Origin of the sequence: Natrinema salifodinae (assembly GCF_900110455.1) — an archaeon.
Lineage (GTDB): Archaea > Halobacteriota > Halobacteria > Halobacteriales > Natrialbaceae > Natrinema > Natrinema salifodinae.
Genome location: NZ_FOIS01000001.1, coordinates 895,701 through 908,502, shown reverse-complemented (window position 1 = coordinate 908,502; position 12,802 = coordinate 895,701). Strand labels below are relative to the sequence as shown.

The window sequence follows — 12,802 nt, the reverse complement described above, 5'->3', positions numbered from 1 at the left end:
CACAGTGTACACAACGTATAAACTCCATTTTGACCCGACCTGACTTTCGCGATCACTACAGATGCAAATGCTGTAGATACACAATTGGGATCGGAGACGAACACCATCTTGTCAATAGCGCTTATAACTCATAGAATTTTATCAAATCAAGATGGGGTATTATGCATGAGAAACACGGTTCAAGAGATCGAGTTCAACATAGTGGTCACCGTCGCCAGCAGTCTGGCGCTGATCATCTATATGTTGATGGGTGTCTCTGATCCTCTTCCCGCGATTGTTCTCGGAGGGGTTCTTATTGGAACAGTCATATTCGTACCTCGCGAGGCATGGTTACCTTCTGGTGTCCTCGGTGTCGGTGCGGTTATTATTGCAGGTGTCCTTGTCCCACGGATTGTGGTTGAATTCACTACGGTCAGCAATGAAATGTCGATCACTGTCCTGTTGAGTGCAGTTATTCTGTTGAGTACATTTGCCGCTCTCCATCTCTCTACGTCCCGATATCAGAAATCTCGGACTGCCTAAACAAGCTATCGGCGCTCAGTATCTACTCTGTACCGAGTGATACGTGAATCCCCGTACTGATCGCTGGGGCCAACTAAATAAAAAGCGGAGGCCATATTTATTAGGTTTTTGTCAGTTGGTACTCACGATCTTGATTACCATTTCTGAGTACACACAGTGTACACAACATATAAACTCCATTTTGATCTGCTTCGAACTTCGCGATCACTGCAGATGCGAACTGACCGGCTATGGGGGGAGAACGACGGAAACCACATTCAATATGAACATTGGTTCACCCGTCAATTTCAATTGGGTTTGCGAGCGATTCGCTACAACCTCGCTCGTCGTGATCAGCATCACGCATTTCCCAAAAGGGTATGCCGTGGCCATCTGAATCAATCCGATACGCTATCTGGATAGCATACTCGCCCAACTCCTCCTCAGATTCGATTGTTACCCACTCTGAATGCGTGTCCATCCGAAAATGGACACGGAATTGTCCCGTCTCATCGGGCAACTCCTGTGGAATCCATCGTTGTTTAACCCGACCGTCTTCTTCACGACCATCAATAGTATAGGAATCAGAGAATGTTTCTCCATTCTCGTATTCAACACGCAGGTGAACAGTATTCGATTCGGTGTCTAAATTAATTAGTTCGATACAGTTGAGATGAGGATGCCTGTTGGAAAAAGCCGAGGCAGTACATCCAGAAAGCGTACCGGCGAGTAGAGGGAACGTAGCTCGGAGGGTAGCGCGACGAGAAATCATATAATCATATCTGCGACATATTCATATAAGCTTTCTGTGTGAGGAATTGGAATGGACGATGCTTGTACGCCCTGTACTGGTCGCCACACCCGCCTAAAACACAGTATTCGGTTTGTTATCTTATTGTCAGTTAGTGCTCACGATCTTGATTACGTCCCCCTCTTCTAACTCGTAGCCCTCGCCGACCTCTCGGTTCGACTTGGCGTCGACCGCGTGGAGGTAGCCGTCGCCGATGTCGGAGTGGACGGCGTAGGCCAGGTCGACCGGCGTCGACCCCTCGGATAACAGGAAGGCGTCGGGCAGGATGTTTCCGCTCCCGTCGGACCACTTCGAGGCGTCCTCGACCGGGTAGGCGGTGAGGTGGTCCAGCAGGTCGTAGACTGCGTAGTCGAGCGCCGACTGGACGCCCGTTCCGTTCCACTCGGCCATCGTGTCCGCCAGGCCTTCCAGCGCTTCCCGCTGGGCGTCGCTGACGTCGTCGCCGATCTCGATCGTCTCGTCGCCCGGATCGTACTCTACCAGGCCGTTGTCCGCGGCCCGGCGGAGCGCGAGTTCGCCCTCCGCGGTGGTGGGGATCACGGGCTTATCGAGGTCGAGCAGCCGCTCGACGTTCTCCTCGGGCGCGACGTCGATCTTGTTCGCCGCGACGACGATCGGCTTCGTGCGCTCACGGACCAGGCGCGCCAGTTCCTCGCGGTGGTCGTCCTCCCACTGGATCGGGTCCTCGGGGTAGTCGAGTTCCCGCAGGACGGTCGCGATCTGTTTCGGCGAGGCGCCGAAGCCCGAGAGCATCTCCGCCAGGGCGTCGTCGATGTCGAAGTCGGGCGAGCGGGATTTGCGCTCGACGGACTCCCAGTTGCGCTCGACGATGCCCGCCAGCCAGAGGTCCATTTCCTCCTCGATGAAGTCGATATCCTCGAGCGGGTCGTGTGCGCCGATGTCGACGGGTTCGCCCTTCTCGTTGGTCCCGCCGGAGGCGTCGACGACGTTGACGATCACATCGGCGTTCGTCAGTTCGTCGAGGAACTGGTTGCCCAGGCCCTTCCCCTCGTGGGCGCCGGGGACCAGGCCCGCCACGTCGAGTAGTTCGATCGGGACGTAGCGCTTGCCGTCCTCGCAGTTATCGGCGTTGCACCGCTCGTCGCGCTCGAGGCAGGGGCACTCGGTCCGGACGTAGCTCACCCCTCGGTTGGCGTCGATCGTGGTGAAGGGGTAGTTGGCGACGTCCACGTCCGCCATCGTCGCCGCCGTGTAGAAGGTGGACTTGCCGGCGTTCGGCTTTCCGGCAAGCGCGATCGAAAGCATACCGTGTCGTAGCGCCGTCTACAGGAATTGTCTTTCGATTCCTCGAATGCGCTCCGAGAGCGCGCCCCTGCGCTCGCCATCCGCCACCCGTCACCCACCGTCCACCCGTCACCCATCGTCCATCGCTTGTACCGAAGGGTTCAGCCTCAACACCGCGGCGGCGGAACCGCCGCACATGCAGTACGACGACTTCATCGGCGAAGTCCAGCACCGCGCACAGCTCGATTCCCGAGAGGCCGCGCTGAGCATTACTCGGGCCACCCTGACCACCCTCTCCGAGCGAACTCAACCCGGCCAGGCGGAGAATATCGGCGCCCAACTGCCCGAGGAACTCGGTCGGTTCCTTGAGGAGGGCGACGACGTCGAGCGGTTCGACTTCGACGGGTACGTCGACCGCGTCGCCGACCGCGAGGAAGTCGGCGACGAGGACGAGCCGGCGGCCGCGCTGCACGCGCAAGTCGTCATGGACGTCGTCGCAGAGGCGGTCACCGGTGACGCCTACGAGGATCTCCGCACGCAGCTGCCGGCGGACGAAGGTTACGAGCAACTCTTCGAGATCGCCGAGGCCGAGGAGAGTCCCGTTTGAGAGACCCGAGAGCGACGAAGGGGAGAAGAGGGGATGTCGACTACAGCTCGACGGCCATCATCACCTCGTCGACGTAGTGGCCGTTGAGTTTGTAGTGATCCTCGCGGATCGCTTCGGTCTCCCAGTTGTGTTCCTCGAGGAACGCGATCGCGTCCTCGTTGGTCGAGGGGACGCTCTGGTAGACCTTCTCGTAGCCGTTGGAGCCGGCCCACTCGAGTCCGCGCGAGAGAAGGTGTGAACCGACGCCGTGGCCGCGGTACTCCTCCAAGACGCCGACCGTGAGCTCGGCGGTGTGGCTCAGCTTCTCGAGTTCCGGCGCGTGGAGGTGGACCCAGCCGACCACTTCGTCCTCGACGGTGGCGACGAAGAACATCCGCGACTCCAGTTCGTTGTGCCGGAGGAGGGCCTCCTCGTGGTCGATCTCGTCGGCGACGGTCTCGGCCTCGATGTAGGTCTTCTCCTCGGCGACCTGGCGGATCGCGCCGACGATCCCCGTCAGGTCCTCCTGGCGCGCCGGCCGGATGTGGAACTCGAGGTCCTCGGAGACGTACTCCTCCTCGGCGCCGGCGTCGAGTGTGACCCGCAGTTTGCCACCTTCTTCCTCGATTCTCCCGTCCCGCTTGAGGATCGCGACGTGGTGGCGGAACCCGCTAGGATCGACGCCGAGTCGATCTCGCGTCTCGTCAGGATCGGCCGCCCCCTGACGCTCGACGTACTCGTAAATCCGCCTGCGGTCCTCGTGCCCAAATTCGAGGGTTTCTCGTTCCATGGTGTACGCTACCACCCAACAATACTTAACCCTTCGTTGGCGCTTCCTGTTGAATACGCTCCAGTGATAGGATACGATCGCTGAAAAGCGGTGGCGTACGGCGATACCATCAGCAGGGAAGGACGACCTCACTTCCATCGCCGATCGCCGGCCCCTTTTGCCCGCCCTTAAGGCGACAACTAGTACAGCCGGACGAACTTCCACCGGCAGTTCATCGACTCGAGCGCGAGATGATCGCCGCGCCGTCGGCGCGGTCGACAGTGTACATCTCGTAGTCCCCTATGATCGGCTCGAACGTGGTGGTTGCTGGGTGCGCGCTTGCCCTCTCGGTGGCGGTCGGCCTGGTCGCCCACGAGTCCGCCCACGCGGCGACCCTCCGACTCGCCCGCGTCGACTATTCCGTCTCCTACTTTCCCGGCCGGTCCGACGGCGTCGTCGCCGCGCTGACGACCCGTCCCTGGGCTGCCGTCCACCCCCGACCGACCGGCCGCGAACCGCCCTGGACGCTTCGCCTCGCGGCGCTCGCGCCCGCCCTCCTCGCCGTTCCGGTCTTCGGGTTGGCCCTCGCCGGACTCGTGACGAGCGACGCGCCGGTCGTCGCCGCGGCTGCCATCGGCTGGCTCGCCTGTTCGCTGCCCAGTCCGCAGGACTTCTCGGTCGCGTTCCACGCCCAGCAGCTCCTCGAACGGAAACGAGCCCGCACTCGCGATTCGAACGCGGCGGCCCCCTCCCGCGCCGACTGACGGTCGTCGTACGGCGGCCGCCGTGTGTCCCGATTTCGTTGCCGCTGTTCGCTGTTTTCCCGTCTCATCGATCGCCGGTTCGAGCCACCGCGCCCGTCGACCAGGCGTGGACGCTCGTCGCGATCGCGAACGCCCCGAGGACGAGGACTGCGCCCGCGAATCCGGAGAGCGGCGCGATTCCCGCGGCGATCGTTCCGAGAACCAGGCCACAGAGCGCGACGGTCGCCGCGTACCGACGGGGCCACGGATCGGTCGACCCGGACTCGCCGACGCCTTCGATGAAGGGATCGAGCCGGGGCGTGAGCGCCGTCGGTTCGACCAAGCCGCGGTCTTTGTCGTAGTCGACGATGCCGTGGTTATCGAGTTTCGGCAGGTGCGACTGGTACAGCGAGATGTAGACGCGCTGGCGTTCGTCGGAACTCAACTGCTCGACGTTGGTCCCTTGCTCCCAGGCGGCGACCTGTTCGGCGAGCTCCCGCATGCGGACCGGGCCGTCGGCGTCGCGCAGGTAACGGAGGACGTCGCGTCGGCGTTTCGTCTGCAAGAGGTGATAGATATCGTCCAGCGACAACTCCGACGGAACGTCGACGGCATCAGTGGCTCTAGGCGGCTCACCGACGGGGTCCGTCCGGCTGCGTCCGATCACGTCCGTTCTCGAAAGACTGTATTTCCGACGGACAGATAAATCTACGCACCAATTCGAACTGAACCCGAGTCGCTGGACGCGGCGCACGGGACGCGGCGAAAACGGGGTACGGGTCGTGTCCCGCGACCCGTCGGGAGTCCGGTAGCGATGCGGCCACACAGCCACGAATGACCGCGGATCGGTGATTGAGCACGGGTGATCCACCGGCGTTCACAGCGAGCGTTGATACGTCGGGTCGGCGTGATGCCGACATCGTAGTATTGGGGAGTCCAGAAATAAAGCTATCTATTGGTACAAATACCACAGAACTTCGAGAATAGGTGTATGATTGTTAGCTATTCCTCAGTACATGTGGACGCAGGGAGGGACAGAGGAGGGCGCGTCCGCTCTCTAACGGTGGGGGTTTCCGCAGCGTCGGTCTCGGACACACCGTCGGTGGACCGATCAGGGATCGATCTCCATCGGGGCGGACCGCTCGGATAATTCCGCGCTCACGAGGGCGGCGTGGCTCCGGCGGAGGCGCTCGGAGAGCGCCTGGTGTGAGATCCCCAATTCGGCGGCCAGTTCCTTGAGGGTGATCTCGCGAGGGACGTCGAAGTATCCCTGCTCGTGGGCCTTACAGATCGTTTCGTACTGGGTCTCGGTCAGCGGCGTCCGCGCGGTCGCGAGGTCGTTGACGCCGCTGATCCGCCTGACGTCGGCGCCGAACTCGTACTGTTCGAGCAGGTCGTGGCAGGCCGAGACCGACTCGCGGTCGTGGAAGAGCAACTTCAGTATCCACCGGTGGTCGTCGCCGCGGGCCGACAGGATCGCCCCGTCGTTTTCCGTCACGAGTTGCTCGAATAGCTTCACGCCGTCACCGAACTCGAGGCGGAACAACCACTGGTCGGTCGGGCCGGCCCCCGTCTCGTCCACCGCCGCGTCGCCGTCGTCGGCCACGCTCGCGATCACGTCGATCGACGGATCCGCCTCGAGCGCCTGGCGGACGGTCGTCCGATCCGGGCCGCCGGTCCAGACGAGCGGTGGCGCCCCGCCGATCATCCCGCCAATCCGGAACTCGAACGCCGACACGTGATCAAACGTCCGAGCGAGACCGAGTCGGTCAGCCGGAATCTCGAGTTCGACGACTGTGGTCATCATCGGATTCCACCACGAAGACCTATAGACGGGTTACGTTTCCGGTAGCCTTTCCCGCCACCCAATTCCGGTGATTGTCACTTTCACCGAAGGCTCACTTGTGATAATTGGTTGCGTCTGAAAGGTATTCACAGAGCGACTGTAACTGCTTTCGTCTCAGCCCGCGTTTCAAAATCCAGTGGACTAGTCAACCGTGTTTCAAGTTCGTTTTTAGCGCCGACTCGAGAGAAACGGAGTTCTCGAAACGGTTCGACCGTTCTCAATTCTTGTAACTCGCGAGCAGGTACAAGTATCGTCGGACACTCGTTTCAGGTGGCCAGCGCAGAAATTTGGCTGACAGGGAATGCAGGCTGTTCGGCGTTTTCAAACGGCGAACGGAACCGGTTGCGGAAGACCGATCGGTCGACGAGTCGAGGCGGTCGGGCGTCGACGGTTGTGTCGCTCATTTCTCAGGCGTCGCCGCCGCGCGTTCGTTCAGACTCGACGGGATCGACGGGACGTGACGACCGTCGTCGACTCTCCGGCGTGCCGTCCGCTGTGACCGGTCCCGCGACGAAATCAGCGCACGACCTTGCACCTGTAGCGGTGCGCAGGGACGCCGGACCGGTTATCGATGGAGTCGGGCGACGACCTCCCCGTCGCGCTCTCCCGTTTCGACGAGTCCGTCATCGGCCAGGTCGTCGAGGAGGCCTCGAAGCCACTCGCGGCCGTACTCGCCGTCGGGGGCGTAATCGACGCGGATACGGTGGCCGAGCGTGTCGAGGTCGAGTTCGTCGTACTCGCGGAGGGTCCCGATCACGCGCCCGCGGAACTGCCGGCGGCTCCCCTCGAAACTCGGTTGCGTGGGTACGTCAGGGGCGGTGAAGTCGCCGCTGGCGTAGGCCCCGCACCACTCGCGCCACGGACACCCCGTCTCGTCACACCGGGGCGTCTGCTCGCAGGCGACGCCGCCCAGTTCCATGATCGCGTTGTTCCAGACCCGCGAACGGCCCTCGGGCATGAGTTCGCGCGCCGCTTCCTCGAAGGCCGCGTCGTCGTCCGGCACGTCGAACGCTCGGTAGAGCACCCGCTTGACGTTCGTGTCGACGACCGCGTCACCGTTGTTGAAGGCGAAACTCGCGACCGCATTGGCCGTGTACGGCCCGACGCCCATTAGCTCCTGGAGTTCGTCGGGCGTAGTCGGAAACGCCCCGTCGTACTCCTCCTCGACCTGGCGGGCCGCCTCGTGGAGGTACTTCGCCCGGTTGTTGTAGCCCAGGCTGTGATCCGTCCAAAAACCCACGACGTCCGCGCGGTCGGTCGCGGCCAGGTCCGCGGTCGTCGGCCAGCGCTCGAGGAATTCCTCCCAGGCCTCGACGACACGGCCGAGCTGGGTCTGCTGGCTCATCACCTCGCTGACGAGGATCTCGTAGGGATCGTCCGTCCGCCGCCAGGGGAACTCGCGGTGGTCGTCCTCGTACCAGGCGACCAGCGCTCGCCGAACGGCCTGGCGGTCGTCGGGCAGCGTCCACTCCTCGGCCCCGGTTGTCATCGGCGAGGATTAGGGAAGCGACGGTTTATCAGTGATGATTCGGCGACACCGGGTCCGTCCTCGACCCGACCACGAAAGCCCTATGCCGTCGGCTCGATTCCCCTTCCGTATGAGCCTGGACGATCTCACCGACGACGTCACGGATTCCTACGCCGGGATCGGCGACGAGCTGACCGTTTCGCTCGACCGCGAGACGCGCAACGAACTCGCCCTGCTCGAGACCGCCCTCGAACCCGAGGCGACTGACGAACTCGTCCGGCGGGCGATCCACATGCTCTTCCAGTCGACCGTCGACACCGGCAAGCTCGACTTCCAGCTCCGGTCGGACTACGACGTCACCTACGACGAGTACCTCTCCGGCATGACCTTCGAGGAGATGACCGGCGCGGACCAGTATCCGACGATGGACGACGAGCGGCGCTACCAGTTCTGATCGCCAGGCCGGCGGTCGGCGGTTAGCAGCCGGCAATGGGCCGGGGTCGCGTCGATTCGAGACACCCGTCGCGAACCGCGGCGACGTCCGGTCGATCCGATAACGGGTTGGCAGCAGAAATCAATACGACATTTATTGCCAATATACAATATCTATCTCGTAATAGGTGCGCTTATTGCCGCGCAGTTCTCCGGACCGAATATGGCGATCACGCAGTCCACGACCGAATCGGCATACAGCTGTCCTGAATGCTCGGGCTCCCTCACGGCGGAACACGGCTCGCTCGAGTGCGCGGAGTGCGGCTACACCCCGCGACACGGCGCCGACTGATCGGCGCGTCCCGCATCCGACACGGCGTATCGACCGACGATTCCCTCTCGATGCGGTCTCGATAGTCTCGCTTCGACGATTCGAAGCGCCGTCCGACGGGTCTCCGTCGGGCGCGTCGCAGTTCTCACGCTTCGGTAGTCACAGCTCGAGAGCTCCGCGTCCGATCAGCCGTCGCTCAGCGGCACGAACGGCAGCGTCGCCCGCTCCTCGGCCGAGTAGGCCAGGGCCTCGCTCTGGCTGACGCCCCCGGGAGTCACCAGGTCCATCACCCGCGGCGCGTTCGCTTCGGCGCCGGGGATAGCACCGCCGAACACGTAGCCCTCGGCCTCTTCGGCGACGGGGCGGAGTTCGCCGCGGTCCTCGGATTGGACCATCGCCACGGCTTCGAGTTCCGAGACGTCGGTCTCGCCGAACGCCGCGCGATCGACGGCCAGCGAGACGGTATTCGCGTCGGTGTCGACGTCGTCCCGGACCGCGATCGCGTTCCCGTCGACGTCGGTCAGCGAGTTGCCGCCGGCGTCGACCGCGCTCTTCGTGAAGCCGCTGACCTCCAGGCGGTAGTGCCACGGCGCCTCGAAGCCGGCGGCCAGGCCGAGGTCGCCGAGTTCGGACGCGGTCCCGCCGTCGGCGGTCGGGTCGCGGAGCCACAGCGCGAACAGCTGCGGCGAGAAGCCGCGGTCGCTGCCGAAGACATTGGGCAGGGTCTCGGTCTCGAAGGTGAACTCGACGGTGCGCTCGGTCCGGGTCACCTCGACCGATCGGAGGTCAAAGGCGCCGTCCGGGAAGTCGTCGGCGGTCGGGTACGTGTACTCGCCGGGGCCGTGGTCGTCGCCGCTCGGATCGTCGAACGAGGCGACGGTCTCCGGCGGGGTTACCGTCACCGTCCGGTCGGCGAGAGTCTCCCCGTCCGGCGTTCGGACGGTCACGTCGTAGCTTCCCGGTTCGTCGATCGTCGCGCCGAACGCGAACGTCCCGTCCTCGGCTCCCGGCGCGAAGCGGACGTTCTCGCGGGCGACGACCTCGCCGTCGACGACGAGTTCGACGTTCGTGCCGCCGACGTAGTCGCCGTCGTTGGTGCCGCTCGCCGCGACGAACGGCTCGCGCACGAAGGTCTTCGCGTCGATCGAGACGTCGACGTCCTGCGCGGGCCGCTCGTATCGCGGCAGCCGCTCGAGATCCTCGCGGGTCGCCGGCCGCAGCCGAATCGCGGTGCCGCCGGAGCCGACCGTCGACGCCAGCACCGTCGTCGAGGAATCGACGATAGCCTCGTCGATGCGGACGTCCTCGAGTTCGTCGTCGTAGCTGGCGTCGACGCCGTCCGAGTAGAGTTCGGCGACGTACTTGCCCTTCGCGTGGCCGTTGCCGCGGCCCCGCTCGCGACTGCGATTCCCGCCGTTCCCGTCGCCGTCGCCGTGACCGTGGCCCTTCCCCTCGCCGTTCTCGTGACCGCGCCGTCGACCGGGCGCCTCGTCGAGGAACGAAAGCGGCACGTCGAGCGCGCGGCCATGTTCGTCGGTCATCGCGCCGACGTACCACTCGTCGTCCTTCCGCCTGGCGGTGATCATGTACTCGCCGATCGCGGCGTCTAGCACGCGGGTGTCGTCCCAGCCCGCCGCTGGCACGTCCTCGATGAACCGGAACTCGGGGACCGTCGGGCCGGTGATCGGCGGCTCGTCTGGCTCCGGCATCGCCTGGCCGGACTCGGTGACGGCGATCGAATCGAGGTTGAAGCCGCCGGTGTCCTCGTCGGTCAGGGTCAGGGAGAGTTCGCTGTCACCGGGTTCGAGCGAGACGGTCGTCGCGGTCGCGGTCCAGACGTCCCAGTACGCCGTGCCGGGGATCGTCAGTCGCTCGACCGGCTCGCCGTCGATCCGGAGGGTCGCCGTCGCGTCGACGCCCTCGTCGAGCCCGTTGTCGGCCTCGTAGTTGGCGACCCGGAGGTGGACGTCGTACTCGCCGGCCGCGTCGACGTCCTCGAGCGTCCACGCCGCCGACGCGCCGCCGTCGACGCTGTTGGCGTCGAAGGGAACGTACTCCTCGCCCTGCGCGTGGGCCCACTCCGATTGTGTGACGAACCCGTCCAGCTCGGCGTGTTGGGCCTGGCCGACTTCGCCGACGTCCAAGGTCGCGGGTTGATCGGCTAAGTACGAACTCGGCAGATCGGCGATCATCTGGAGGCCGCTGAAGTAGGTCGGGTACATCGCGAGCTGTTTGGCCCGCGTCGTCTCGATACCGCCGGAGCCCGAATCCATGTCGAAGATGCCGGGCGTGTACTCGACCGGGCCGCCGAGCATCCGCGTGAACGGGAACGTCACGTGGTGGCTCGGGCTGACGTCGCCGAAGGCGTCGTACTCCTGGCCCTTCACGCCCTCGCGGGTCATCAGGTTCGGATAGGTCCGCCGGCGACCGGTCGGGTGGATCGGCTCGTGAATGTCGAGCAGTTGCCGGTTGGCGGCCGCCGTCTCGGCGACCAGGGTGTGGTGGTTGACCAGCACCTGGTTGTGGTGGTTGTGGCCCTCGCCGGCCAGGTCGCCGTCGTCGGCGACGTAGCCGTTCTTGATGGTCCGGATACCGAGGTCGTCGTACAGCCCGAAGGCCTCCTCGAGCTGGGACTCGTAGTTGTGGAAGTCCCCCGCCGTCTCGTTGTGCATCGTCATCTGCGTCGGGGGCGCTAAGCTCGTCCCGTAGTCGGTGACGCCCTCCAGATCGAAGTCCGGGTAGGACTCGGTGAAGTCGAGGTCGCTCCCGTCGCCCGGGTAGCTCGACCAGCCCCGATTCCACCCCTCGACGAGGACGCCGGGGATGCCGTGCTCGCTCGCGAAGTCCATGTACTGCTTCGCGCGGCCGGTCTGGGCACCGTGGTTGCCGGTCCGTGGACCCTGATACTCCCAGTCGGCGCGGCCCGTGATCATCAGCCACCAGACCCCGATGAACTTCTGGGGCTCGATCCAGTCGACGCCCTGCGTGAACACGTCGTCGCTGTAGTCCTCGTTGAGGTTGACGACGAGGTTCGACTCGACGAGGTCGCCTGGCTGCCGTCCCAACTGGACCGTCCGCCAGGGGGTCCTGTGGGGCGCGGACGCGGACACCTTCGTGCCGTCGGGTAGCGGCGCGAGCGTCGACTCGAAGGTCGTGTCGCCGCGGTCCTGTGGCGCGATCGCGAGCGAGGCGTAGTCGTCGAGGTTCGCCTCGTGGACGCTGACGTAGCGGCCGTCGTCGGTCCGCATCGTCATCGGCGTGTGGACGCCGTCGAACTCGCCGCCCAGATCGTCCTCGAGCGTCGCGTCGACCTCGCTCAGCGGCGTTTCCTCGTACTCGACCTCGAAGTTGTTGTAGTCGTTGGGGATCCACCACGACGCGTAGTCGTCGGCGAACTCGTACTCGGTGCGCTCGCTGGTGATGACGAACCCCTCGCCGAAGCGCTCGTCGAAGAGGAACCGGAAGCCCACGCCGTCGTCGAATACCCGGACCTCGAGCGTGCCGCCTCGTCCCGGCTCCGCCCGTTCTTCGAGGCCGAGCCGGAGTTCGGTATAGTGTTCGCGGATCTCGTCGTACCGGTCCCAGACGGGCTCCCAGGTCTCGTCGACCGTCGTCCGCTCGCTCCCCGTGACGGCGAGGTCGGCCGCGTCCGCGCCGACGCCGAAGATCGCCTGGTTCCGAAACTCGAAGCCTAACCGCGAGGAATCGACGACGGGCTCGCCCTCGAACGAGACGCTGTACGTCGGCGTCCCGTCCGCGACGTCGACGGTGAACGCCACGCTCCCGTCCGGGGAGGTGACGGTCTGCGTCGCCGAATCGTCACCCTCGCCGACCGGCGCTGCGGCGTCCGCCGAGACGGTCAGCGAGTAGGCCGTCGCCGCGAACAGCGACGCCATCCCGCCGAGGAAGCCTCGTCGTCGATACTGTCCCAAAGTGTGGTGTGGTTTTTCATCCTCCATTTCCCGTCGTACGTCATTACTCCCCCACTAAAAATTAACTATGATTTAAATACATTTACGTGATAGTTTCGGAACCCGTCCGATCCGCCGCCACGACGGCTCGCTGGCGCT

General features: G+C 64.1%; 12 protein-coding genes. 5 read left to right on the top strand and 7 right to left on the bottom strand.

Annotated elements, in window-relative coordinates:
- The first annotated feature begins 165 nt into the window (after window positions 1–165).
- A complete protein-coding gene (locus tag BMY29_RS04195) occupies window positions 166–522 on the top strand; it encodes a hypothetical protein (protein ID WP_074854626.1) in 357 nt (118 codons plus the stop codon).
- 274 nt (window positions 523–796) lie between these two features.
- Here BMY29_RS04195 and BMY29_RS04190 read toward each other — a convergent pair whose 3' ends face one another.
- Together BMY29_RS04190 and BMY29_RS04185 are read right to left on the bottom strand one after the other, a co-directional pair.
- The gene (locus BMY29_RS04190) at window positions 797–1,273 is read right to left on the bottom strand and encodes a hypothetical protein (RefSeq protein ID WP_074854625.1); all 477 of its coding nucleotides are present in this window, start codon (window positions 1,271–1,273) and stop codon (window positions 797–799) included.
- 126 nt (window positions 1,274–1,399) lie between these two features.
- Window positions 1,400–2,578 (bottom strand): redox-regulated ATPase YchF, encoded by a 1,179-nt coding sequence (locus BMY29_RS04185; protein WP_049990789.1) that lies wholly within the window; start codon window positions 2,576–2,578, stop codon window positions 1,400–1,402.
- A gap of 175 nt (window positions 2,579–2,753) precedes the next feature.
- Between BMY29_RS04185 and BMY29_RS04180 the strand changes: the two genes are divergently transcribed.
- Window positions 2,754–3,164, top strand: a complete 411-nt coding sequence (locus BMY29_RS04180) for a DUF2267 domain-containing protein (protein WP_049990788.1) — start codon at window positions 2,754–2,756, stop codon at window positions 3,162–3,164.
- 40 nt (window positions 3,165–3,204) lie between these two features.
- Here the strand turns inward: BMY29_RS04180 and BMY29_RS04175 are convergent, their stop codons facing one another.
- Window positions 3,205–3,933, bottom strand: a complete 729-nt coding sequence (locus tag BMY29_RS04175; RefSeq protein ID WP_049990787.1) for a bifunctional helix-turn-helix transcriptional regulator/GNAT family N-acetyltransferase — start codon at window positions 3,931–3,933, stop codon at window positions 3,205–3,207.
- Between the two features lie 281 nt (window positions 3,934–4,214).
- On the opposite strand from BMY29_RS04175, the gene BMY29_RS04170 reads away from it, so the two are divergent.
- The gene (locus BMY29_RS04170) at window positions 4,215–4,676 is read left to right on the top strand and encodes a hypothetical protein (RefSeq protein WP_049990786.1); all 462 of its coding nucleotides are present in this window, start codon (window positions 4,215–4,217) and stop codon (window positions 4,674–4,676) included.
- 64 nt (window positions 4,677–4,740) lie between these two features.
- Here the strand turns inward: BMY29_RS04170 and BMY29_RS04165 are convergent, their stop codons facing one another.
- The 3 genes from BMY29_RS04165 to BMY29_RS04155 all read right to left on the bottom strand — a co-directional run bounded on the left by BMY29_RS04165 (window position 4,741) and on the right by BMY29_RS04155 (window position 7,990).
- The gene (locus BMY29_RS04165; protein ID WP_049990785.1) at window positions 4,741–5,322 is read right to left on the bottom strand and encodes a DUF7344 domain-containing protein; all 582 of its coding nucleotides are present in this window, start codon (window positions 5,320–5,322) and stop codon (window positions 4,741–4,743) included.
- 444 nt (window positions 5,323–5,766) lie between these two features.
- Window positions 5,767–6,459, bottom strand: a complete 693-nt coding sequence (locus BMY29_RS04160) for a helix-turn-helix domain-containing protein (RefSeq protein WP_049990828.1) — start codon at window positions 6,457–6,459, stop codon at window positions 5,767–5,769.
- A gap of 607 nt (window positions 6,460–7,066) precedes the next feature.
- Window positions 7,067–7,990 carry an HhH-GPD family protein gene (locus BMY29_RS04155; protein ID WP_049990784.1) on the bottom strand — a complete coding sequence of 308 codons (924 nt, stop codon included), beginning with the start codon at window positions 7,988–7,990 and terminating at the stop codon, window positions 7,067–7,069.
- Between the two features lie 109 nt (window positions 7,991–8,099).
- On the opposite strand from BMY29_RS04155, the gene BMY29_RS04150 reads away from it, so the two are divergent.
- Window positions 8,100–8,423, top strand: a complete 324-nt coding sequence (locus BMY29_RS04150) for a ribbon-helix-helix protein (RefSeq protein WP_049990783.1) — start codon at window positions 8,100–8,102, stop codon at window positions 8,421–8,423.
- A 201-nt stretch (window positions 8,424–8,624) separates the two neighbouring features.
- Window positions 8,625–8,753 carry a hypothetical protein gene (locus BMY29_RS21565; protein ID WP_275041251.1) on the top strand — a complete coding sequence of 43 codons (129 nt, stop codon included), beginning with the start codon at window positions 8,625–8,627 and terminating at the stop codon, window positions 8,751–8,753.
- A gap of 164 nt (window positions 8,754–8,917) precedes the next feature.
- Here BMY29_RS21565 and BMY29_RS04145 read toward each other — a convergent pair whose 3' ends face one another.
- Entirely contained in the window at window positions 8,918–12,691 is a 3,774-nt protein-coding gene (locus BMY29_RS04145) for a glycoside hydrolase family 97 N-terminal domain-containing protein (protein WP_049990782.1), read from the bottom strand.
- Window positions 12,692–12,802: the final 111 nt, after the last annotated feature.